The following is a 22,495-nucleotide window of genomic DNA, read 5'->3' as shown; positions in this document are numbered from 1 at the left end:
CAGGTGCTGCTGGTGGGTCAGGGGGTGACGATGTTGAAGTCCGGGTTGAACTCGTCCATCACGGCCGCGAGGTTCTCCAGAGCGGCAGCGTCGCCGTCGAGCTGGATCTTTCCGGCCTGGGCGAGTTGGTGCCCGGCGGTGGGCTTGAGCACGACGCCGATGAGTGCCGCCTTGGGCCCGGACACGGTGAGTTGGGTATCCGGGGACGCGCCGACGCGTGCGTTGAGCACGCCTCGTTTGACCCAGACAGTCCAAGTCTGATCGACGTCGGTGAAGGCGAAATCGATACGTAGATCGGTGTCGACGGCCTGGTCGCCGATTACATGCACGCCGGCGAAGTCGAACAGCACGTCCAACGGCATGGCCATCAAGGTGTCCGGTGATGCGGTCGTGAACGACGCTTCCAGGACGCCTTCGCGGAGTTCGCGGGCGGCGGTGAGGAAGATGCCGCGCCATTGCGGCGCCTCGGTCTGGTAGCCCATCTGCTCATACGCGTCGGCCTGCAGGTTCTTCGCGTCCTGGTTGGTGGGCTGGGCAAAGACGAGCTTGTGCAGGATCTCGGCCACCCACCGGTAGTCGCCCTCACCGAAGGCCCGCCTGCCCTCCTCGAGGATGGCGTCGGCGCCGATCAGGTCCACATAGCGTCTGGCCGACTCGACCGGAATATGGGGGTGCAGGGACACCGGGTCCCCGTCCCACATGCCGAGTTCTTTGGTGAACACGCCACGCACGTCGTGGTGAACGGTGCCGTGGTACTGGCGGTTGTACCACTTGTGTGCGAGTTCGTGCGGCAGGGCGATCACCTCGGCGGCTTCCAGCGGGGTGTAACCCTTGTTGGCCAGCCGCAGCGCCTGGTCGTGGATGTATTTGTACATGTCGCGCTGGTCCTCGAGGAACCGGACGATGTTCTCGTTGCCCCACACCGGCCACGAGTGGGGTCCGAAGTGGACCTCGACCTGGTCGCCCCACCGCTCCAGCGTTTCGTCGAGGTAGCGGGCGAAGTTGCGGGCGTCGCGGGTACGCGCCCCCCGAAGCGTCTGAATGTTGTGCAGGCAGTGGTTCGCGTTCTCGGCGCAGGTCAGCGCCTTCAACTCCGGGATCCAGATGTGCATCTCCTCGGGCGCCTCGGTGTCCGGGGCATAGAGGAACTCGAAGGTCAGGCCGGCGATGGTGCGGGTCTGCCCGGTTTCGGTGATCGGGTCTGTCGGGGATAGGTAGGTGATCGTCAGGTGCCTGCCGTTCCCGATCCCCGCGCCGAGGGTGACGAACTGCTTCGGCTCACGGTCGAGCAGGTTGCCGAACGCGTACATGGCACGGCGCGACATCGCGTTGCCGGCGATCACGTTCTCGCCGATCGCGAACTTGTCGAACGATGCGATCGTGCCCGGCGCGATGATCGGTACCTTGCCCGAGGCGACGTCCGCCGGGTCCACCACACCTTTCACGCCGCCGTAGTGGTCGACGTGCGTGTGTGTGTAGATCACCGCCGCGACCGGCTTGTCGGCCACGTGTTCACGGAACAGGGCCATCCCCTGAGCGGCCGGCTCCACACCTGTCGTGCAGTCGATGACGATCAGCCCGTCGTCGCCCTCGATGATGGTCAGGTTCGCGATGTCATTGTTGCGGACCTGGTAAATGCGGTCCACGACCTTGTACAGGCCGCCCTCGTGGATGACCTGGGAGGTCCGCCACAAGCTCGCATCGACAGTGTCCGGTCTCGGAGCATCGTCAGAGAGGTACGCGAAGTCCGCAAGGTCGAAGACCACCTTCCCGTCGTCACCGACGACCCGGCCATTGGGGATCGGCGCCACCAAGCCTCGACGAGCTTGGGCGAAATCGTCACGGTCATCCATCGGATAGAAAGACTCCGCTGCGCTGTTGACCGAGGCCGTGACAGGCGTTGCGTCCTTCGGGCGATAAGGCATGGGGGACCCCCCAACCGGGCGCATCGGCACTGTTGCCACGACCCAGCCTTGGGCACGCCCCTCACCGGTCACGCTACTGGCCCCTGATCGCGCCCGCACCTCCTGACGGTCACCGTCCAGTTCGGACTGTCTAGGCAGCACCAAGGACGAAAGGAGAGACTGCTCAGGGAGCGGGCCCATCAACACGCAACGTGACACCCAGTTCAATTCTTGCTTTGTGTGCTCTTCTGCGGCGCTTCGAGAAGCGCCCCGTTAATGCCAAACGGCCCGTTGAATCAGTGGAGCAGGTCAGCGGGCCGTTTTTCCGCTGTCCGATCGTGTCCGCCTGCTGAAACCTTCCCTTGGGTGGTTTGGTTTGGATCCAGAAACTCACCCTCAGACTCACGCCGGCCAGATCGTGACCTTGGGTTCCGCGAAGAGTGGATGACTGGAATGGGAGCAGGCGACCTACGCCGAGGACAGCGTCGGGCTCTGACACAGACACTGACAGGCGCGCTCGTCCTTGGAGTGTGTCGCTGCGAGTTCTGTAGGTGACGTCACGTTCCCCTGAGGTCACTGTTGGCCAAGCCCAGGCCCTCGTACCCAGATCCACAGGACAGGGCAGGGCGTGGTGTCCAGTTCACCAGCGGCCGTAGTGCACTACGTCAGCTGTTTCGCGGCGGCCGCGTTTCCTTGGGGAGCCGGACTGCTCGGGCTCGTCGGAGTAGCCGATGGCGATCGCGCCGATCGGCTCGTGGTCGTCGGGGACGCCGTACTGCTCGCGGAACGGGGCCACGTTGTCGGGCATGATGCCGAAGTACAGGGCACCGAGGCCCTCGTCGACGACCGTCTGCAGGATCAGCAGCGCCGCCATGCCGGTGTCGATGTGCCAGAAGGGGACCGGCCAGCGGGACTCGTCGCGGTCGGCCCAGCCCTTGTCCGGCTCGGCGTAGCGGTCCAGGTAGACCCGCTTGCAGGCGAACGGCACGATCACCAGCGGCGCGTTGGACACGCCGTTGTTCATCGGGCGCAGCGCCCAGAACTTCGCCAGGTCCTCGCCTTCGAGCACGAGGAACGCCTGTCCCTGCGAGAACCCGGCGGACGGGCCGCGGGTCGCGTTGTGCAGGATCCGGTCGAGGCTCTCCTTCGGCACCGGCCGGTCGGCATGGAAATTGCGCACCATCCGGCGCTTGCGCACCACGTCCTGGAACTCCATCGCTGCTCCCCTCAGTTCAGGAGCGCGTCGACGAACGCCCCCGGCTCGAATGGTGCCAGGTCGTCGGCGCCTTCGCCGAGTCCGACGAGCTTGACGGGCACCCCCAGCTCACGCTGCACCTGGAAGACGATGCCGCCCTTTGCGGTGCCGTCGAGCTTGGTGAGCACGATGCCGGTGATGTCCACCACCTCGGCGAACACGCGGGCCTGGGTGAGGCCGTTCTGGCCGGTGGTGGCGTCGAGGACCAGCAGGACCTCGTCGACCTTGGTCTGCTTCTCGACCACGCGCTTGACCTTGCCCAGCTCGTCCATCAGGCCGGTCTTGGTGTGCAGGCGGCCCGCGGTGTCGACGAGGACCGCGTCCACCCCGGCCTCGACCCCGCGCTTGACCGAGTCGAACGCGACTGCGGCCGGGTCGGCGCCGTCCTTGCCACGCACGACCTCGGCCCCGACCCGCTCGGCCCAGGTGGCGAGCTGCTCGACGGCGGCCGCGCGGAACGTGTCGGCCGCGCCGAGCATGACCGTGCGCCCGTCCGCGACGAGCACACGCGCGAGCTTGCCCGTGGTGGTCGTCTTGCCGGTGCCGTTGACGCCGGTGACCAGCACGACCGCGGGGAGCTTGGTGCCGTCGACCTCGTGCGGGAGCGCGCGGACGGCACGGTCCATGTCGGGGTGCAGCGCGTCGACGAGCACGTCGCGGAGCAGGGCGCGGGCCGCCTCCGGGGTGCGGACCTTGCGGGAGACCAGCTCCTCCCTGAGCCGCTCGACGATCTCCGTGGTGGTGGCGGCGCCCAGGTCGGCGAGCAGAAGGGTGTCCTCGACCTCGGTCCAGGAGTCCTCGTCGAGGTCACCGGCGCCGAGCAGGCCGAGCAGGCCCTGACCGAAGGTGGAACGCGAGCGGGACAGACGGCCGCGGAGCCGGTCCAGCCGCCCGGCGGTCGGCTCGATCTCCTCGATGGGCTCCGGCGGCGCGGTCGGCGCGACCTCGTCGACGATCGCGGGCTCGGCCGGGACGACCTCGGGACCGGCCTCGATGGCGGCCTCGGCCTCCTCGGGCTCGGCCTCGACGACCTCGTCGGGTGGTGCGGGCGCCTTGGTGCCGCCCTGTGTGAGGTTGATGCCGCCGCCGGTCTGGTAGCCGCCCTTGACGGGCTTCTCCTCGACCCGCGGCTTCTCCGTCAGGTTGATCCGCCGCCTGCGGTTCAGCACCACGCCCGCCACCACGGCGAGCGCGAGCAGCACGACTACGGCGACGATGATCACTATCACGGTGCTCGACACGCCGCCATCCTCGCATCACCCCACGACAGCGGTATCAGCGGTCGAGACGGCCTGCCTTCACACGACCACGAACGGAAGTATCCGAAACGTGTGTCCCCAGCGTGTCGGAGCCGCTCCTCGATGGGGCCACGCGGCAGGAGTTGGCCACAAGTCAGGGACGGCGTAGCACCCGGCGTAGGACCTGGACCACGATCAACGCGAACGCGGCGCCACTGCCCGCCGCGGCCAGCACCTTCGCCCGTGAGCGGTCCGGGCGAAGCTGGTCGACGAGGCCCGGTGAGAGTACGGCGGGCTCGACCCCATTCCGCGCGGAAAAGTCTGGCGGACTCACGGGCGGAGTCCTGATCGCGTCCTGATACGTCTCCTCGATGACCTGGTGGAAGCGGCGCGCCCGCATGCCCGGGTAGTTGTCACGCCAGAACGTCCCGGTCCTCTCCCAGTAGTGGCGCCCGGGTCCACTCGCGAACACGTTGGTCGTCATGGCCCGGAGCAACGTGTCCGTCAGCTCGCCGACGTCGTACTCCGCAAACCAGTGCGCGACGATCAGGTTGACGTACGTGTACTGAGTCTCCTCGGTGAAGGAGTTCGTCAGGTACGGCCCCCAGCACTCCATGTAACGGGGATCATCCATCGCCATCCGCATCAGCTCCACGTGATGCGCACGACGTGCGTTCCTGCGTGCTTCCCTGACTTCGCGGTTCTGGATCACCAGCGAGATCATCACGCCGAGCAAGGCGACCGTCGCGACCACGGCCGAGACAGCACCGTAGGTGCCGCCGATCTCGTTCAACCGCTTCCAGTCGACATCGTCGCCACTGTCATAGGCGCGGAGTGCCAGCGGCGAGAGCACGACCAAACCCATCGAGGCGATCACAAGCAGCAGTATTCCGGCCAGGAGCACCGTTCTGCCCGTCGGCATCCGGGCCGACCGAGGCCGCCTCGTTCGCGTCACCGACCCGGTGAACGGGTGAGTTCGGACTCGACCACCGGCGGCGGCAGGGCCGCGATCTCGCGGTCGAAGAAGGCCTGGAATTCCTCGCCGCCGGCGTGCAACGCCCGCACCTCCGCCAGGCAGCGGGCGATCAGGTCCGGGTCAGTGAATTTACGACCACCGGCCAGGAGTCCGGTGTCGTCGTATAGAACTTCGTACATCGCCAGCGAATCCATGAAGATCAGTTCTGGCACGCTGCCATCACGTTCGAAGCTGGCGACGGCATCCGGGCGGACTATGCGAATGTTCTCCCCACATTCCACGCGGACCTTGAACCGGTGCATCTCCCACTGCAGATACGGGTCGATGGGAAATTCGACCACCCGCACCCGGTACGAGTGATAACCCAACCGCGCGTCCTCGGCGAACTCCGCGACCACGTTCGGCCGATTCCGTTCGGTGAGTTCCAGGGACTCCTGCCACCGCCCTGCCGCGAACGCCTGCCAGCTCTCGTCGTACGGCTCCCGAAAGTGCTGGATCCGCTCCAGCTTGTCGAACCGTGCTATCCGCGGCCAGTAGCGGCTCGAGTCGTCGAGATACGCCCGGGTGGGCCGGAGCACGTCACCCGGCACGCCCCGAACCCGGTCAAGCATCGGGAATGTCCTTCTTGGCCGCGACGATCATGACGCGGGGAATCACCACGAGACGCTCGTCGTGCACGACGTTCACCCCATCGGGCATGCGGCCGATATACGCCTCGGTGAGGTCACGCCCGATCACCGCTACATCCCCGTTCGACATCTCCCAGATGTCCGGGCAGCCTTGCTTACCGTTGGTCGGCGGACCTGGCAGGCTCGCTGGATTTTCCCCGAGACGACGGGCGAACGTCGCCTCGGGATTCGCTTCCCACCCTCTGCCGATCTCCATGGCAATTCCCGTCTCGCAATTTGCAGATACCTGGAGTATCCGCAGCGATACGGAATGGAGCAACTACAGCATCGGAGAATCACTTGTTCGGCTGAATATCAAATGCTACTTCAGTACACCTGCGGTGAGACCGGCCTGGACCTGCTTCTGGAACAGGACGTACACGATCAGCACCGGCAGCAGCGCGATCACCAGACCGGCGAACAACGCCGTCCAGTCGCCGCGGTACCCCTGGCTGATCGCCAGCGACGCGAGGCCCTGCGCGAGGACCTTCTTGTCCGGTTCGTTCATCAGCACCACCGGCAGCACGTACTGGTTCCAGTGGCCCAGCACGTTGAACAGGCCGATGCTGATCAGGCCCGGCTTCGCCATCGGGAGCATGACGCGGAAGAACAGCCCGAAGTGCGAGCACCCGTCGACGATCGCCGCCTCGGCGATGGACGTCGGCTGTGTGCGGAAGAACGCGGTCAGGAAGAACACCGTGAACGGCATGGAGAACGCGGCGTACACCAGTGCCAGCGACAACAGGCTGTTGAGGCCGAGGAACTCCCCGATCAACGGGATCGTGCCCAGGTTGCGCACCACGAAGAACAGCGGCACGAGCGCCAGGAACACCGGGAAGATCATCCCGCCGACGAAGGCGAAGTAGATCAACCGGTTGCCGGGGAAGGTGTACCTCGACAGCACGTAGGCGGCCATCGCGCCGAGCAACATGGTGAGCGGCACCGAGATGACCACCACGATGAGGCTGTTCACGAAGTACTGCCCGATGTTGGCGACAGTCCACGCGCGCGCGAAGTTGTCGAACCGCGCCACCGCGGGCAGGCCCCACGGGTCGGAAAGGAACTCGGTGTTCGTCTTGAACGACGACAGGACCGCCCACAGCAGCGGCAGCACCGTGAGCAGGCCCCAGAACAGCAGGAACCCGCCGTTCAGCAGGTTGAGCGCGCCCGTTCCGACGCCGGCGCCCTCGCCGCGGGGACGCGGGGCCGGGGTCTCGGCGACCGGACGTTCGACAGTGGTCGTCATGACAGCTCCACCCGTTCCCGCCGGGCCACCCGCAGGAACAGCACCGCGACGATCAGCGTCAGGATCAGCAGGATCACGCCCAGTGCGGAGGCCTGACCGAACCGGTAGTCGTTGAAGGCGGTGCGGTACAGCGCCACACCCAGCACGTCACCGGCGCGGGACGGGCCGCCGGAGATGCCGAGCATGATGTGCACGAAGGCGAACGCGTCCATGGCCTGGATCGCCAGGTACACCCAGCCGACCTGCACGGTGTCCCACACCAGCGGCAGCGTCACGTGCCGGAAGGTGGTGTACCGGTTCGCGCCGTCGAGCAGTGCCGCCTCGAAGATGTCCTTCGGGATGGCCTGCATCGCCGCGGAGAACAGCACCACGTAGAACCCGACGAACGACCAGATCATCACCACGACGACGCACCAGAACGCGAAGTTCGGGTCGCCGAGCCACGGCAGGGCGATCGCGTCGAGGCCGATCGCGCGCAGGAAGCCGTTGAGGATGCCGCCCGCCTCGGTCGGGGCGAAGACGTACTTGAACAGCACGCCGACGATCGCCACCGACAGCACCTGCGGGAAGAAGTAGACGATCTTGTAGACCGACGACCCGCGCACGCCCTCCACGCCGGACTTGCCGCGCCGCCCGACGGTCAGCATCGAGGCGAAGAACAGTCCAAGCAGCACGGTCACGGCGGGCACGACGAGCAGCAGGATGGCGTTGTTCTTCAGCGCTATCAGGAACTGATCGTCATTGAACAGCTTCACGTAGTTGTCGAAGCCGACCCACTTCTGGCTCGCCGTCAGACCTGTCCAGTCCGTCAGGGAGATGTAGATCGCCTGCAGGTAGGGCGAGACCACGAAGAACCCGTAGATCCCGACCGGCACCAGCAGGAACGCCACGATGAACCGGTACTTGCCGTGCTGCAGGGCGGGCCCCGGTTTCGAGGCCCGCCCGTGTACGGCTTGCTTACGCGCCACTGCTAACGCGTGTACTTCGTGATCGAGTCGTCGTCGCGGACCTTCTGGGCCTCCGCCTCGCAGGCCGCGGTGAACTCGTCGACCGACTTGCGGCCGGCGAGCAGGTCACCGATGTGCGCGTTGATGCCCGGGTTCCACATCTTCGCGTACCAGGTCTGGTACATCCAGCTGACGATGTTGTCGCCGGCGGCGCCCAGCGCCGTCTTCGCGGAGGTGAGGCCGGGGGGCAGCTCGACGCCATCGGCGGCACCCTGGACGACGGTGAGGCTCGAGACCTCCTCGGTGAAGCCCTTCGCGCCCTGGTTGGAGAGCATGATCCGCATGTACTCGAGGCCACCGCGCGGGTTCTTCGCCTGCTTGGGCACGATGTAGGGCTCGCCGGGCGAGGCGTAGATGGTCTCGAACGGCATCGCCGAGTCGTCGGACAGCAGCGGCTCCGGCGTGAACGCGAACTCGAAGCCCTCCGGCGTGACGTCCTTCTGCTCGCTCTCCAGCCAGGAGCCACACGGGATGAACGCGGCCTTGCCCTCACTCCACGCGTTCTGCGACTGGATGTGGTCCATGCCCTCGGTGCCGCCGAGGTAGTAGCCAGCGGTGCGCAGGCCGAGCAGCGCGTTGGCCGACTCCTTGATGGCCTCGTGCTGCCAGGCGCCCTTCTCCAGGTTGTCGATCCCCTTGAGGACGTCCGGGCCTGCGAGCTTGGCGGCCATCGTGAGCAGCGGCCAGGTCATGTACCTGGCGTGGACGCCCTGGTAGGCCCACGGCGCGACACCCGCGCCCTTGATCTCCTTGGACAGGGCCGTCATCTCGGCCCACGTCTTCGGCGGGACCCAGCCGTTCTTGTCGAAGAGCGTCTTGTTGTACCAGAGGCCGAAGACGGTCAGCGCGAGGTGCAGCACGAAGGGCTTGCCACCGAAGGTGCCCTGCTGGATCGCGCCGGGCACCAGCGTGTCACGCACCTTCTTGCCCGAGTCGTCCCAGCTCGGCGCGTCGAACAGGTCGGTGAGGTCGTAGAGCTGGTCGTCGGAGACGAGCTGGCCGAGCGGGATCTGGCCGTCGCCGGAGTCGTTCACGAAGTCCGGCGGGTTGCCGCCGACGAAGCGGGACTGCAGCGCACCCGCGATGTCGACCTCGGCCTTGTGGTTGATCGTGGCGTCCGGGTACTTCTTCTTGTACATCGGCTCGTGGATGCCGGTGGCGTACTTGTCACCGAACCCGCCGTTGAAGATGTAGATCTCGAGGGGCTGGTCGGTCGGCACACCGAGCGGGTTGTCGGCGGTCTTCTCGCCCTCGGTCTGTTCCTGGCCGCCGCCGGAGGTGGCGCAACCGGCGAGGAAGCCGGTCCCCGGCAGCACGAGCGCGCCGGTGGCGAGCGCTCCCCGCAGGAAGTTTCTCCTGCTCCAGTCCGCCGAAAAATTGGTCATGCTCGCTCCTCGTGGTCTTGGCATCGTCACCGCTGGAGAACCCGGTCCCCGACAGCAGGGTGACACATTATCGCCCTGGTCTATACCTTCCGCCGCCAACACTCAACCACATTGGACATCGATTTGGTCAAGAACTAACCATGCGTCTTGCGTGGTCGAGTGGTGTCCACTAGCTACTGAACCGTGACTACGTGCCGGGTGATCGGACTTCTGTCCGGAACGTCCATGGATGGCGTGGACGCAAGCGTCGCCGAACTGCGGCTGATTGGTGACACCGTCGAGCTGCTGCCCGTCGGACACACCGAGCTGCCCTACCCAGAGGAGCTCCGCACCGCACTGCTCGGCGCGCTGCCGCCGAACACGACCACCGCCGAGCAGGTGTGCAAGCTCGACACCGAGGTGGGGCAGGCGTTCGCCGCGGCCGCGGCCCACGCGTTCACCACGCTCGCCGACGGGCGCGCCGACCTGGTCGCGTCGCTCGGGCAGACCGTCTACCACTGGGTCGAGGGCGACAAGGCGCTCGGCACGCTGCAGCTCGGCCAGCCCGCGTGGATCGCGGAGGCGACCGGGCTGCCCGTGGTGTCCGACCTGCGGGCCCGCGACATCGCGGCGGGCGGGCACGGTGCGCCGCTCGCCGGTGTCCTCGACCGCCTGTGGCTGCGGGACAGCCCCGAGATCACCGCCGCGCTGAACATCGGCGGTATCGCCAACATCACCGTCGTCGCGCGGGACGAGCCCGCACTGGCGTTCGACACCGGGCCGGGCAACGCGCTGCTCGACGCGGCCGCGCGGATGATCTCCGGCGGGGTGTGGCACCAGGACGTCGACGGCGACCTCGCGGCACAGGGCACGGCCGTGCCCGAGCTGCTGGAGGTCCTGCTCGCCGACCCGTACTACGGGCTCACGCCGCCGAAGTCCACCGGCAAGGAGCACTTCCACGCCGAGCACCTCACGTCGGCCCTGGCCAAGGTCGGCCACGTCGCGGGCGACGACCTGCTCGCCACGCTCGTGGAGCTGACCGCGACGACGGTCGCCGACGCGTGCAAGGCACACGGCGTGACCAGGGTCGTCGCGTCCGGTGGCGGCGTGCGAAACCCGACGCTGATGGCCGCCCTTCGCAGACGGCTCGCCCCGGCCACGCTGGACACGAGCGACGGTCTCGGCCTGCCGTCGGACGCCAAGGAGGCGTACCTGACGGCGCTGCTCGGCTTCCTGACCTGGGCCGGGTCGCCCGCCGACACGACGGGCACCACGGGCGCACGCGGCGCGCGACTGCTCGGCACCATCACCCCGGGCAGCGACCCGCTGCGCCTACCCACCCCCGCGACGACCCAGGTCACACGCCTGCGCGTCCGTGCCCACGACAAGGTGGGCTAGAGCGTGCCGCTTTGTGCACAGTCCGCGCCTGAGCAGCAGTCACCTCAGGGGAACGTGACGGCAAGCAACCACCAACCACCACGACCCGCAAGCAACGCTGGATCGGAACCAACACCTTTAATTCCGGGGAGGCGGAACAGTGCGCGCACTTGATATCGCGATCATCGTGATCTTTCTGGTCGGGATGCCGTTGATCGGTGTCCTGATCGGTGGCAGGCAGAAGTCGGCGACCGACTACTTCGTCAGCGAGAAGAAGATCTCGTGGTGGGTCGTGTGCCTGTCGGTCGTCTCGGCGGAGACGTCGACGCTCACCGTGTTATCGGTGCCCGTGGTGGCCTACCTCGCGCCACCCGCCGCGGGCGGCATGACGTACCTGACGCTGGCGCTCGGGTACATCGTCGGCCGGATCATCGTGTCGTTCGTGCTGCTGCCCCGCTACGTGGCGGGCAACCTCGTGACCGCGTACGCGTTCCTCGGCAAGCGGTACGGCGACGGCATGCGCGCGACCGCGTCGGTGACGTTCCAGTTCACCCGGCTGCTCGCCGACGGCATCCGGCTGTTCGCCACCGCCATCCCGATCAAGGTGGTGCTGGCCGCGTACGGGGTGAACGCCTCGTACTGGGCGATCGTGATCGTGCTCGGGATCGCGATGGTGTTCTACACGTTCGTCGGCGGCGTGCGGGCGGTCGTGTGGGTCGACGCGATCCAGATGCTCTGGTACGTCCTCGGCGGCATCGTCGTGGTAGTCGCGCTGGCGCAGGTGCTGCCGTCGGGGTGGTTCGGCGAGGCCGTCGACGCGTCGAAGTTCCAGCTGTTCGACTTCTCGTCCGACCCGCTGACCGGCGGCTTCCCGTTCCTCGCCGCGTTCTTCGGCGGCACGCTGCTCGCGATGGCCTCCCACGGCGTCGACCAGCTGATCGTGCAGCGGCTCATGTCGACCGGGGACGTCCGCGCGTCGCAGAAGGCGCTGATCGCGAGCGGCGTCGTGGTGTTCTTCCAGTTCGCGTTCTTCCTGTTCATCGGCGTGATGATGTGGGCCTTCTACGAGGCCGCGGTGCCGACCGACCCCACCGCCGACGGCGGCCTCGGCCTGGGCAACAAGGACGAGCTGTTCGCGAACTTCATCGTGACCGAGCTGCCGTCCGGCCTGTCCGGGTTCGTGATCGCGGGCATCCTGGCGGCCGCGCTGTCGTCGTCGCTCGGCGCGCTGGCGTCGGCGACCGTGACCGACGTGTACGAGCGGATCTCCAAGCGCACCCTCGCCGACACCGACCGGCTGCGGCTCGGCCGGATCTGGACGGTCGTGTGGGCCGGGCTGCTGATCGTGTGCGCAGGCCTGTTCGCGACGGCCAACCGGACGACCGCCGACCCGATCGTCGTGCAGGCGCTGGGAATCACCGGGTACACCTACGGCGCGCTGCTCGGCGCGTTCCTGCTGGGCCTGATCTTCAAGCGGGCCAGGCAGTTCGACGCTCTGGTCGCGTTCGCTGCGACGGTCGCGGTGATGACGTTCGTCATCCTCGGCGTGAAGTTCGCCGGCCCGTCGGCGGCGGCGGATCCGGTCGCCAACGGGTACGCGGAGTGGACCTCGATCAAGATCGACTTCTCCGCCGCGGCACCCGCCGAGGGCGTGCGGACGCTGTCGACCTGGTGGTACACCCCGCTCGGGGTCATCGTGACGCTGGTGGTCGGCGGCCTGCTCTCGCTGCGCCACCCGCGCGAGCAGGAACCGGGCACCGAGGACGAGACGGCGGCCGCGAAGGTCGCCTAGCAGCAATGCCGGTCGGTTAAGGCGACACAAGATCAACTTCGCGATCAGCGACCAGCGAAAACAGGCCCGATCAAGATCAACAATCGGGGTTCCAGGCATCTAAACGACCGGCATTGCGCCTAGCAGCCAATCTCGGCCACCCGCCCGCGCGGGCGGGTGGCCGAGCGGGCTCATCCCGCCGAGCGGGCCTTGTGCGCCGCGGTGCGGGCGGCCTTCGCCACCTGCTTGTCCGGGTGGTGGTTGCCGATGAGGGTGAGCACCTCGAAGGTCTCCGGGTGCGGCAGGCGCCACGCGACCGCCAGGACCTCCTCGCCCAGCCCCTCGGGCACCACCGCGCCGAACAGCTCCGGGACCGCCGTGGCGTCGTACGCGCCGAGCTGGTCCGCTGTCGCCGCCACCAGGTCCACCACCAGCCACGCGACGTCCGCCGGTGCCAGTTCGCGGTCCAGCGCGACCAGTGCGTACGCGCGCAGCGCCTCGTCGTCCAGCACCGACTCCCACGGCGTGCCTGGCACGTCGCCAAGGACCGTCGTCGCGTGGAGGCGTGCCTCCGGATGCGCCTGCGCCGCGGCGGCGAGCAGTTCGGCGGCGGCCCGCTCGTCTGCCTGTGCACGCCCCAGCCACGCGTCGGTCAGCTCGGTCAGCTCGTCGTCGGTGAGCCCGCCAACGGCCGACAGGAGGTCGGTGGCCGTCATGTCCGCCAGCGGCGGCAGGAGCGGGATGTCGATGCCGCCCTCCACCAGCTCCTCACGCATCGCCAGCAGGCCAAGCGGCGTCAGGCGGGCCACGTCTTCTTCGACCTCGACCGCCCCGTGTTCGGCCAGGCGGGCCAGCAGCACGGCGGCGGGGTCGCCGTGGGCCGCCACCCACCCGTCCCACGCCACGTCGTCCTCGAGGTGCTCGGTCGCGATCTCGCGGGCCATCTCCCGCAGCTCGGCGACCGGCACCCCCAGCGTGCGGATGAGGAACATCGGCAGCACCAGCGAACCGAGCGCGCCGAAGTCCAGGTCCTCCTCGCCCGCCAGCTCGGCGTCGATCTCCAGGCTCGGCAGGACCTGGGTGAACGCGGCCGTCCAGGTGCCGAGGTCCTCCTGGTCGTCGCCGGTCGACCAGAGATCCGGGTTCGCGTCCGCCTCGCCGTCCTCGGAGACGACCACCAGGTCGGTCGCGAGCGCCACCTCCCAGCACAGCAGCAGCTCGGCCTGGCCGACGCCCAGCCGCTCCGCCGCCTCCGCGGTGTCGGGGCCGGTCAGGTCGCCGTCCTCGGTGACCTCCCGGCGCTCCCCCACCCAGGTGGCGAGCGCACCCACGCGCCGCAGCAGCGCACTCTCCCGGGCGGTCACGGCCAGCTCATCGAGGGGCGGCACGTGCAGTGCGGGCAACTGCTCCGGCAGGCCAAGCAACGCGGCCAGGTCCTCGGCGTCCTCGAAGTCGTCCAGGTCGACGGTCATCACCACAACCTAGTGTCCCGCGCCGGTGGACCACCGCGCACGGGCAGCAAAAGCCGGCCGTTGCAGGGGCTAGTCCGCCTCCCCGGAATTCAAAGTGTTGGTCTCGACCCAGCGCATCCTCGGACCGTGGGTGGTTAGTGGCTGGGTGCCGTCACGTTCCCCTGAGGTCACTGATGGTCAGGTTCGGACCCTCGGCACAAAGATCCATAGGACAGGCACTAGACCGCTCGGCGGTGCGCCCTCGTCACGTCGGCCTGGTAGCTCACCAGCTCCTCCGCCAACTCGAAGCCCAGCTTGGTGAACATTCGCTCCGACGCGTCGTTCCCGGTCCGGATCAGGGCGGCCGCCCGGTCCCGGACACCGTCGGCACCGGACAGCTCGCCGAGCAGCCGCCGCACCAGCGACCTGCCGACCCCGCACGACCGCGCGTCCTCGGCGACGCCCACCATGTCGACGTAGTACTCCTCCGCCTGCGTGTACCCGGCCGCGTACCCCAGCAGCCCTTTCTCCCCCGCCAGCACCACCACCGTGTGCCGGTCGCCGGTCACCAGCTGGGCGCCGGTCGTCGGCGCGCCGGGGAAACACCGGTCGTGCAGGGCGGAGACCGCGGCCCGCACCGCCGGGTCGGCGGGCAGCGGGACGACGCGGTCGTCGGGGGTGTTGCGGACGAGCAGGCTGCGCAGCGGCGCGGCGGTGAGCGTGTAGCAGCGGGTACTCATGGCCGCGGTGAACCCGTGCCGGGTGGCGAAGTCGGCGAGCAGGCGGTTCTCGCGGTGGCCGAACAGTTCGAGGGTGTGCACGCCCGCCATCGCGGGCAGCCACCGCGCCTGGTCGAGCATCGAGTCGGCCGTGGCCTGCCACAGGTTGCCCGCCGCGGGGTGGTTGGCGGGCACGTCCACGTACGGCCCATACAGGTAGGCGCGCCGCTGCCCGTGGTCCACCTCGACGGACAGGACCCCCCGCACGCGGCCGTTGCGGTCGGCGGCGACCACCGCGCACGCAGGCCATCCCGGTTCGATGGCGGCCAGCTCCTCGGCCACCTCCTGTGGGGTCTCACCATGGAAGGCGACCCGGTGCGCCGGCTCCTGCTGCAGCCGGGTGACCAACGCGATCACGGCCTCCAGATCGACCGGGTTCGCGGTGCGAACGTCATACATGTCCGAAATCCTGAACTGCCGCACCCACTCCGCGCGAACTCATTTCTGCCCCGTCGGGCAGTACCGTGCGACCGACCGGGCACACCTGCGAAGTTGATGCCCATCCGTTACGTCACCAGGCCAAAGATGCTCCATACTTGCTCCTCGTCATCGTCCATGTTGGACGGTCTCCCGAACACTTAAAACCGGAGTTGCGTGATGGCTGAATTCGATGTCAAGCGGGTTACGACCCTTGAATGGGCAGGCATCGGCGCCGGCCTCGCAGCGTTCATCTTCAGTTTCCTCACCTGGGCATCGCTCGACCTCGAAGACGAATTCGGTTTGGGCATGGTGGTCGACACCACCGCGAGTGCCTGGAACGTGGGCTTCCTCGGCTGGTTCTCAGTCCTGTTACTCGTCGCCGCCGGTGTGCTCGTCTTCCTTCCCCACGTGGGAGTCGAGGTGCCGAGACTCGCCATGACCTGGCTGATCCTGTCCGGAGTCGCGATCCTGCTGATCCTGCTGCGCCTGGTGACGCTCGACTCGTACATCTCCCCCGGATTCGGCCTGTTCCTCGGTCTGATCGCCGCCATCGTCTCCGGTGTGGCGGCTCTCCTCACGTTCCGCGCGGCGCCGAAGCCGGTCGGTGGCGCGACCCCGTACGCCGCCTGATCTTCCCTCGCACCAAGGAAAACGCCCCCTCCCGGACGAACCGGGATGGGGCGTTTCTCGTCCGTTCAGTTCTGGGGCTGGGGCGCGGGTGCCGCGACGAGCTTGGGGCTGTCCTCGCCGTGCATCCGCTGCGAGATCACCTGGGTGATGCCGTCGCCGCGCATGCTGACGCCGTACAGGGCGTCGGCGATGTCCATGGTCGGCTTCTGGTGCGTGATGATGATCAGCTGCGAGTTGCTGCGCAGCTCCTGCAGCAGACCGATCAGCCGACGCATGTTGACGTCGTCAAGGGCCGCCTCCACCTCGTCCATCACGTAGAACGGCGACGGGCGGGCGCGGAAGATCGCGACCAGCATGCCCACCGCCACCAGCGACTTCTCGCCACCGGACAGCAGTGACAGCCGCTTGATCTTCTTGCCGGGCGGGCGGGCCTCGACGTCGACGCCGGTGGTCAGCATGTCCTCCGGCTCGGTCAGGATCATCCGGCCCTCGCCACCAGGGAACAGCGTGGCGAACACGGTCTCGAACTCGCGGGCCACGTCGTGGTACGCGGACGTGAACACCTCGAGGATCTTGTCGTCGACCTCCTTCACGACCGTGAGCAGGTCGCGCCGGGTCGCCTTCAGGTCCTCCAGCTGCGTTGACAGGAACTTGTAGCGCTCCTCCAGTGCGGCGAACTCCTCCAGGGCGAGCGGGTTCACCTTGCCCAGCAGCGTCAGGTCGCGCTCCGCGCGCTTCGCGCGGCGCTCCTGTGCCGGCCGGTCGTAGGGCATGGGCTGCGGCGCGCTGACCGTCTCGCCCGCCTCCTTGGCCGCCTCGTACTCGGCGACCTCGGCCGGGCTCGGCGGCACCGGCACGTCCGGGCCGTACTCGGCGACCAGGTCGTCGAGGCCGATGCCGAAGCTCTCCGCGATCCTGGTCTCGAGCTGCTCCAGCCGCATCCGCTGCTCGGCCCGCAGGACCTCGTCGCGGTGCACGGCGTCGGTCAGCTTCTCCAGCTCGGTCGACAGCTCACGCACCCGGTTGCGGACCTCCTGCAGCACCCGCTCGCGGTCATACCGGTCGGCTTGCACGGTGTCCCGTTCGCCGGCGGCCGCGGCCAGCGACTGCGCGATCCGCTCCAGGGCCAGCTCACCGCTCTCCACGACGGCCCGTGCGACGGCGGCCCCGTGTGCCCGCTGCGCCATGGCCCGCCGCGCCCGCTCCCGCGCCTCCCGCTCGGCACGCGCGGCCCTGCGCAGCTCCTCGGCCTTGCCGTACAGCGCGCGGTGCCGCTCCTCCGCGGTGCGCAGCGAAAGCCGGGCGTCCATCTCCTGCTGGCGGGCGGTGGCCAGCGCGGCGCTCGCCTCGTCGCGCTCGACGGTGTCCGGCTCGTCATCGAGCACGGTCTCGTCCTCGGCGACGGTCAGGCGCTCCTCCAGCTCGGCGAGCTTGACCAGCGCCTGCTCCCGCGCCTGCTCGACCTGGGTCCGCTGGTTCTGCACGCGCTCGGCCTCGGCCTGCGCGGACCGGACCGCGGTCCGCATCCTGGACAGCCGCTCCGCGGAACGGGCAGCACGGACCTTGCCCTCGTTCTTGGCCTCCGCGGTGGCCTGTGCCTCCTGCAGCCGGGCCGTCTGCTCGGCGCGGGCACCGGTCAGCGCGGCCGAGGCCCGTTCGGCGGCACTCTCCGCGGCGGCGAGCTTCTCGTTGGCCTCGTCGACCGCGGCCTGCACCTCGATCACGCTCTGCGCGCGGGACGTGCCGCCGACCGCCCAGTGCGCGCCGAGCACGTCGCCCTCGGTCGTGACCGCCCGGACCGCCGGGTGGGCCGCCACGATCAGGCGGGCGATCGGCAGCGACTCGACGACCGCCACCCGGTCAAGGGCCTTGCCGACCGCGGGTCGAAGCGCCTCCGGTGCGCGCACCAGGTCGACCGCCCAGCGGGCGCCCTGCGGAAGCACGGGCCAGCCGGTCCGGTCGTGGTGACCAAACCCACCGACGACGATGCCAGCGCGGCCCGCGTCGGAGCCACGCAGCAGGTCGAGCGCGGCGACGGCGTCGTCGCCGGACGCCACGGCCACCGCGTCCGCGACCGGCCCCAGCGCGGCGGCCAGTGCGGCCTCGGCGCCGGGCTCGACGGTCAGCAGCGCCGCGACCGAACCCAGCAGGCCCGGCAGCCGGTCACCGGCGGCAAGCAGTACACCCGCGCCGTCCTTGCGGTTCAGGCCCATCGACAGCGCGTCGACCCTGGCCTTCCACGACGCGATGTCCTTCTCCGCGGTCCGCTCGGCAGCCACCAGCTCCTCGACGCGGGCCTGCGCCGCCTTCTGCGCCTCGACGGCACGCTGGTGGCGCTCGGCGAGCCCGGCGTCGTCGGAGTCCTCGATACCGGTCTCCTCCTGCGCCTCGGCCAGCTCGACGGCGGCCAGCTCGGCCCGCTCGGTCGCCTCGGCGAGGGTCGTGGAGAGCCGTTCGATCTCCTCCGCGGTGGCGTTGGTCTTGCTGCGCAGCGCCTCGACCTGCCCGGCGAGGCGCGCGAGGCCCTCGCGGCGGTCGGCGACCGCGCGCACGGCGGCCATGTGCGCCCGCTCGGCGGCCTGCACCTGCTGTTCCAGCTCGGCGCGGCGCTCCGCGGTCTCGCCGAGCATCCCGCGGGCCACCTCGACGTGTTCGCCCAGCTCGGCCTCGCGGACGGCCGTCTCCTCGGCCTCGAACTCCAGCTCCTCCGGGTCCCGGCCACCCGACTGCGTCTCCACGGCCGCCGACAGGTGCCGCTCCCGCTCGACGGCGAGCCGGACCGTGCCGCGCAGGCGCTCCTCCAGCGCCGACAGCCGGTACCAGGTGTCCTGCGCGGCGGCGAGGCGCGGCGCGTCGACCGCGAGCTGGTCCTCAAGGGAGGTCTGCTTGGCGTCGGCCACCTCCAGCAGCTGCTCGACCTCGTGGCGGCGGGCGCGGGCGGCGGCCTCGTCGGCCTGCTCCTTCGCGATCTCCGAGCGCTGGTTGACCAGGTCGTCGGCGTGCAGGCGCAGCCGCGCGTCCCGCAGGTCGGCCTGCACGGACTGCGCCTTGCGGGCGATCTCGGCCTGCTTGCCAAGCGGCTTGAGCTGGCGTCGCAGCTCGGCGGTCAGGTCGGTGAGCCGGGTGAGGTTGGCCTGCATCGCGTCGAGCTTCCGCAGCGCCTTCTCCTTGCGCTTGCGGTGCTTGAGAACGCCTGCGGCCTCCTCGATGAACGCCCTGCGCTCCTCCGGCTTGGCCTCCAGGATCTGGGAGAGCTGCCCCTGCCCGACGATGACGTGCATCTCGCGGCCGATGCCGGAGTCGGAGAGCAGCTCCTGGATGTCCATCAGGCGGCAGGTGTTGCCGTTGATCTCGTACTCGCTCGCGCCGTCACGGAACATCCGGCGGGTGATCGACACCTCGGTGTACTCGATCGGCAGCGCGCCGTCGGAGTTGTCGATGGTGAGGCTGACCTCGGCGCGGCCGAGCGGGGCGCGCCCCGCGGTGCCGGCGAAGATGACGTCCTCCATCTTGCCGCCGCGCAGATCCTTCGCGCCCTGGGTACCCATCACCCAGCGCAGCGCATCGAGCACGTTGGACTTGCCGGAGCCGTTCGGGCCGACGACACACGTGATCCCGGGTTCGAAACGCAGCGTGGTCGCCGAGGCGAACGACTTGAAGCCCTTGAGCGTGAGGCTCTTCAAATGCACGAGACTCTGGACCTCTCAGGTAGCCAATAGTGGCCGCTCTATCCGCCCGAGGGTACCCGTGGGCCCTCCGTGTCCGTGGGAGGTGCCGCCCGAGTCATCAGCGTCCTGGCGCCTGGATGGTCGCGACCACCGTCTCCTTGTCGTCGAGCAGGTACTCCAACTTCTCGATCTTGTCGCGCGGTATGGAGGTGCTCGCCGGGATCTCGGCCTCCGGGTCGTGGTCGGTGCCCCACCAGCCGGCGACCTCGAACTTGCCGTAGTGGTCGTACACCTTCAGATAGCACTGCCGACCTGGGGGAAGCCCGTGGACCTCCGACAGCACCTCGGTGCCCCACTCGTGATCGACGAGGCGTGCCCGCACACTCGTCGTGCCTGCCTCGGTACTCCACGTGACGCCTTCGACGGGCGGTGGCTCGCGTAACGCTCGCCAGCCGAACACGCCCGCCACCGCGAGCACGACGACCGCGGCGGCCGCCGCGTAGACCCGCCAGTACCGCCGTCGCCCCCCGGGGTCCGGCAGCGCCGCCACCGGCGTGTCGCGCGGCTCGGAGAGCGGGCGCAGTGGCTCGGGCAGCGACACGGGCTCGGTGATCGGCTGGGCCTGCGTGATGACGGACGCGCCCGCCACGCCGGTCGGCGGCAGGTCGGCGGCGAAGTCCTCCGGGGTGATCTGGTTCAGCAGCCCGGGCAGCGGCGAGAGGCGGACCAGCTCGACCCGGCAGATGTCGCAGTAGGAGAGGTGCGACTCGAACTCGGAGCGCTCAGCGGGGTCGAGGGCGCCGAGCAGGTAGACACCCAGTGTCATGGTGTGCGGGCAGGTCACGGCTCGGTCACCCCTCTCTCCTCCAGTGCGTCGCGCAGCGCTCGCAGCGCGTAGAACGATCTCGACTTGACCGTCCCCGGTGGGACACCGAGGACCCGCGCGGTCTCGGCGATGGTCCGCCTGCGGTAGAACAGCTCGCCGATCACCGCGCGGTGATCGGCGGACAGCGCCCGCATGGCCTCGGCCACCTGCCAGCCCTGCAGCACGCGGTCGAAGTCGTCGCCAGGACGCGGCCAGTCCCGCTCCAGGATCGGTACCTCGTCCACCCGCGCGCTCCGCCTGCGGTAGCCGGAGACGACGAGGTTGCGCGCGACCGTGTACAGCCACGGCCCGGCGTGCTCGGGGTTCAGCGTGTCGCTGTTGCGCCACGCGCGGAGCAGCGTCTCCTGCACGATGTCCTCGGCGTACTGGTGGTCGCCACCGACCGCGCGCAGCACGTAGCCGTAGAGCGGCCGGCGGTATCGGCTGTACAGCTCACGGATGAGCTCGTCTTCCTGGTCCGGGGTGTTCCCCACGCCCCAGTCATACGCGGTCACCCACTGAACGGTTCAGCCGACCCGCAGCTCAGTAGCGATGATCGCTCCGCAAGCTCCGCTCAGCCACGATGATCGCTCCGCAAGCTCCGCTCAGCGCTCTGCGAACCCCGTCACATTGCCCTTGGCGGCCGACCAGCGTTCGACGACGAGGTCCACGTGGCCCGGGGTGGTGCCGCTCCGCAGCAGGTCGAGCAGGCCCGAACAGTCTTCCTTCGATCCCTCCGCGACGACCTCGACACGGCCGTCGGTCAGGTTGCTCGCGTACCCCCGCAGGCCCAGCTCGGACGCGCGGGCGCGAGTCCACCAGCGAAACCCGACACCTTGCACTCGGCCGTGCACCCAGGCCGTCAGCCGGACGTGTATGTCAACCACGGAACGTGAGATTCCTGCTCGTCTGAAGTTGCGCTCAGTAAGGCTGATAAGTTACCGCGCTGTGATGCGCTGCCTGCAGTGACCGCTCCGTCACCGCAGCGATTGTAGGAGGGCTTCGGGGATGCTCGGACCAGAGGACCGGATGGACGAGGCACCGCCCAGCGAAGAAGGTGGCGCCCTGCGTCGCACGCCGTATCTGGCGCTCAGTGTCGCCGGGGTGGTCGTGTCGACCGCGTTCGCGACCGTGGCCATGCTCGCGGGTGGGCAGAGCGGCGAGGCGCAGCCGGAGCGCACCAGCGACTCCATCGAGGTGCGGGACACGACGTCGGTGGACAGCACCACGGATGTGACGACGACGTCACCGACGACGACCTCGACCACGACGACCACCACGACGACCACCACCACCACGACGCGCCAGACGACGGACGACGAGCCGACGAACGATCCGCAGCCGCCGGAGCCGACGACGCCGCGACCGACGACGCCGAAGCCAACGCCGCCCACCACGACGACGACTACCACGACGACCACCACCACGCCGCCCCCGACGACCACCACCACGCCGGGCGGCGGCAGCTCAGGTAGCTCCTCGACAACGTCCTGATCCAGCGTCACTTGCCCGGAACGGCCCGCCGAGACCTCTCGGCGGGCCGTTCCTCGTCCCCGGCAAGCACAACCCTCGCGAGTCCACGGTTCCGGACCGCCGAGTTGGGGTTTCGGAACCGACGCCGTCCGGGATTCGCGCAGGCTGCCTGCGGTGATGGTTGTTTTGGTGGATCGATTGTCACTCTTCTGTTATCAAGTTCACCCATTCGTGGTACGTTTTCGCGCCGTGGCCTCGTCCCGTGCACGGAGACCCGTGCTGCCGACCCTGACGGCGTTAGTCGCCGGCGCGTTAGTCGCAGGCACCGCCACGGTGTTCGCGAACGCCGCCGCACCGGCCGGTGACCAGAACGACCTGCGCATCGGGCTCTCCGACGAGCAGG

19 protein-coding genes are annotated in these 22,495 nt (G+C 68.8%); 3 read left to right on the top strand and 16 right to left on the bottom strand.

Translation table 11 applies throughout. The features are described from left to right. Window positions 1-17: 17 nt before the first annotated feature. The 9 genes from WBA97_RS12420 to ngcE all read right to left on the bottom strand — a co-directional run bounded on the left by WBA97_RS12420 (window position 18) and on the right by ngcE (window position 9,679). Complete coding sequence (locus tag WBA97_RS12420) at window positions 18-2,123, bottom strand: alkyl/aryl-sulfatase (RefSeq protein ID WP_424230974.1); 2,106 nt, start codon at window positions 2,121-2,123, stop codon at window positions 18-20. 421 nt (window positions 2,124-2,544) lie between these two features. Beyond that, the gene (locus WBA97_RS12415) at window positions 2,545-3,120 is read right to left on the bottom strand and encodes a nitroreductase family protein (protein ID WP_424230913.1); all 576 of its coding nucleotides are present in this window, start codon (window positions 3,118-3,120) and stop codon (window positions 2,545-2,547) included. Between the two features lie 11 nt (window positions 3,121-3,131). Next, on the bottom strand, window positions 3,132-4,400 hold the full coding sequence (gene ftsY, locus WBA97_RS12410; RefSeq protein ID WP_424230912.1) for a signal recognition particle-docking protein FtsY: 1,269 nt from the start codon (window positions 4,398-4,400) through the stop codon (window positions 3,132-3,134). A gap of 151 nt (window positions 4,401-4,551) precedes the next feature. Further along, complete coding sequence (locus WBA97_RS12405; RefSeq protein ID WP_424230911.1) at window positions 4,552-5,262, bottom strand: DUF6082 family protein; 711 nt, start codon at window positions 5,260-5,262, stop codon at window positions 4,552-4,554. 86 nt (window positions 5,263-5,348) lie between these two features. Next, entirely contained in the window at window positions 5,349-5,984 is a 636-nt protein-coding gene (locus tag WBA97_RS12400) for a DUF6879 family protein (RefSeq protein WP_424230910.1), read from the bottom strand. Further along, a complete protein-coding gene (locus WBA97_RS12395; protein ID WP_424230909.1) occupies window positions 5,977-6,258 on the bottom strand; it encodes a hypothetical protein in 282 nt (93 codons plus the stop codon). The genes WBA97_RS12400 and WBA97_RS12395 overlap by 8 nt, the downstream gene beginning before the upstream one ends. 105 nt (window positions 6,259-6,363) lie before the next feature. Then, window positions 6,364-7,287 carry a carbohydrate ABC transporter permease gene (locus WBA97_RS12390; protein ID WP_424230908.1) on the bottom strand — a complete coding sequence of 308 codons (924 nt, stop codon included), beginning with the start codon at window positions 7,285-7,287 and terminating at the stop codon, window positions 6,364-6,366. Then, window positions 7,284-8,255, bottom strand: a complete 972-nt coding sequence (locus tag WBA97_RS12385) for a carbohydrate ABC transporter permease (protein WP_424230907.1) — start codon at window positions 8,253-8,255, stop codon at window positions 7,284-7,286. The genes WBA97_RS12390 and WBA97_RS12385 overlap by 4 nt, the downstream gene beginning before the upstream one ends. A 2-nt stretch (window positions 8,256-8,257) precedes the next feature. After that, window positions 8,258-9,679 carry an N-acetylglucosamine/diacetylchitobiose ABC transporter substrate-binding protein gene (gene ngcE / locus WBA97_RS12380; RefSeq protein ID WP_424230906.1) on the bottom strand — a complete coding sequence of 474 codons (1,422 nt, stop codon included), beginning with the start codon at window positions 9,677-9,679 and terminating at the stop codon, window positions 8,258-8,260. A 225-nt stretch (window positions 9,680-9,904) separates the two neighbouring features. Here ngcE and WBA97_RS12375 point away from each other — a divergent pair, with 225 nt between their 5' ends. Beyond that, window positions 9,905-11,056: an anhydro-N-acetylmuramic acid kinase gene (locus tag WBA97_RS12375; protein ID WP_424230905.1), complete on the top strand. Its 1,152-nt coding sequence runs from the start codon at window positions 9,905-9,907 to the stop codon at window positions 11,054-11,056. 139 nt (window positions 11,057-11,195) lie between these two features. Then, complete coding sequence (locus tag WBA97_RS12370) at window positions 11,196-12,827, top strand: sodium:solute symporter (RefSeq protein WP_424230904.1); 1,632 nt, start codon at window positions 11,196-11,198, stop codon at window positions 12,825-12,827. Between the two features lie 170 nt (window positions 12,828-12,997). Here WBA97_RS12370 and WBA97_RS12365 read toward each other — a convergent pair whose 3' ends face one another. Together WBA97_RS12365 and WBA97_RS12360 are read right to left on the bottom strand one after the other, a co-directional pair. Then, window positions 12,998-14,278, bottom strand: coding sequence for a hypothetical protein (locus WBA97_RS12365; RefSeq protein ID WP_424230903.1), 1,281 nt, complete (start codon window positions 14,276-14,278; stop codon window positions 12,998-13,000). A gap of 218 nt (window positions 14,279-14,496) precedes the next feature. Beyond that, entirely contained in the window at window positions 14,497-15,435 is a 939-nt protein-coding gene (locus WBA97_RS12360) for a GNAT family N-acetyltransferase (RefSeq protein WP_424230902.1), read from the bottom strand. A gap of 198 nt (window positions 15,436-15,633) precedes the next feature. Between WBA97_RS12360 and WBA97_RS12355 the strand changes: the two genes are divergently transcribed. Further along, the gene (locus tag WBA97_RS12355; RefSeq protein ID WP_424230901.1) at window positions 15,634-16,086 is read left to right on the top strand and encodes a hypothetical protein; all 453 of its coding nucleotides are present in this window, start codon (window positions 15,634-15,636) and stop codon (window positions 16,084-16,086) included. A gap of 65 nt (window positions 16,087-16,151) precedes the next feature. Here the strand turns inward: WBA97_RS12355 and smc are convergent, their stop codons facing one another. The 5 genes from smc to WBA97_RS12330 all read right to left on the bottom strand — a co-directional run bounded on the left by smc (window position 16,152) and on the right by WBA97_RS12330 (window position 22,124). Beyond that, complete coding sequence (gene smc / locus WBA97_RS12350; RefSeq protein WP_424230900.1) at window positions 16,152-19,775, bottom strand: chromosome segregation protein SMC; 3,624 nt, start codon at window positions 19,773-19,775, stop codon at window positions 16,152-16,154. 97 nt (window positions 19,776-19,872) lie between these two features. After that, entirely contained in the window at window positions 19,873-20,598 is a 726-nt protein-coding gene (locus WBA97_RS12345) for an anti-sigma factor family protein (protein ID WP_424230899.1), read from the bottom strand. Then, window positions 20,595-21,134 (bottom strand): sigma-70 family RNA polymerase sigma factor, encoded by a 540-nt coding sequence (locus WBA97_RS12340; protein WP_424230898.1) that lies wholly within the window; start codon window positions 21,132-21,134, stop codon window positions 20,595-20,597. Before WBA97_RS12340 ends, WBA97_RS12345 begins: the two co-directional genes overlap by 4 nt. Before the next feature lie 90 nt (window positions 21,135-21,224). Next, window positions 21,225-21,506 (bottom strand): acylphosphatase, encoded by a 282-nt coding sequence (locus tag WBA97_RS12335; protein ID WP_424230897.1) that lies wholly within the window; start codon window positions 21,504-21,506, stop codon window positions 21,225-21,227. A 90-nt stretch (window positions 21,507-21,596) separates the two neighbouring features. After that, window positions 21,597-22,124, bottom strand: coding sequence for a hypothetical protein (locus WBA97_RS12330; protein WP_424230896.1), 528 nt, complete (start codon window positions 22,122-22,124; stop codon window positions 21,597-21,599). Window positions 22,125-22,495 lie beyond the last annotated feature (371 nt).

Origin of the sequence: Actinophytocola sp. (assembly GCF_049647105.1) — a bacterium.
Lineage (GTDB): Bacteria > Actinomycetota > Actinomycetes > Mycobacteriales > Pseudonocardiaceae > Actinophytocola.
Note: the sequence above shows the minus strand (reverse complement) of the source record. Positions and strands in the feature narration are given on the sequence as shown.

Bases quoted from the DNA above. Each gene is read 5' to 3' on its own strand.
- WBA97_RS12415 (WP_424230913.1), bottom strand. From the start codon at position 3,120: ATGGAGTTCCAGGACGTGGTGCGCAAGCGCCGGATGGTGCGCAATTTC.
- WBA97_RS12405 (WP_424230911.1), bottom strand. From the start codon at position 5,262: ATGGGTTTGGTCGTGCTCTCGCCGCTGGCACTCCGCGCCTATGACAGT.
- WBA97_RS12400 (WP_424230910.1), bottom strand. From the start codon at position 5,984: ATGCTTGACCGGGTTCGGGGCGTGCCGGGTGACGTGCTCCGGCCCACC.
- WBA97_RS12395 (WP_424230909.1), bottom strand. From the start codon at position 6,258: ATGGAGATCGGCAGAGGGTGGGAAGCGAATCCCGAGGCGACGTTCGCC.
- WBA97_RS12390 (WP_424230908.1), bottom strand. From the start codon at position 7,287: ATGACGACCACTGTCGAACGTCCGGTCGCCGAGACCCCGGCCCCGCGT.
- ngcE (WP_424230906.1), bottom strand. From the start codon at position 9,679: ATGACCAATTTTTCGGCGGACTGGAGCAGGAGAAACTTCCTGCGGGGA.
- WBA97_RS12375 (WP_424230905.1), top strand. From the start codon at position 9,905: ATGGATGGCGTGGACGCAAGCGTCGCCGAACTGCGGCTGATTGGTGAC.
- WBA97_RS12365 (WP_424230903.1), bottom strand. From the start codon at position 14,278: ATGACCGTCGACCTGGACGACTTCGAGGACGCCGAGGACCTGGCCGCG.
- WBA97_RS12360 (WP_424230902.1), bottom strand. From the start codon at position 15,435: ATGTATGACGTTCGCACCGCGAACCCGGTCGATCTGGAGGCCGTGATC.
- WBA97_RS12355 (WP_424230901.1), top strand. From the start codon at position 15,634: ATGGCTGAATTCGATGTCAAGCGGGTTACGACCCTTGAATGGGCAGGC.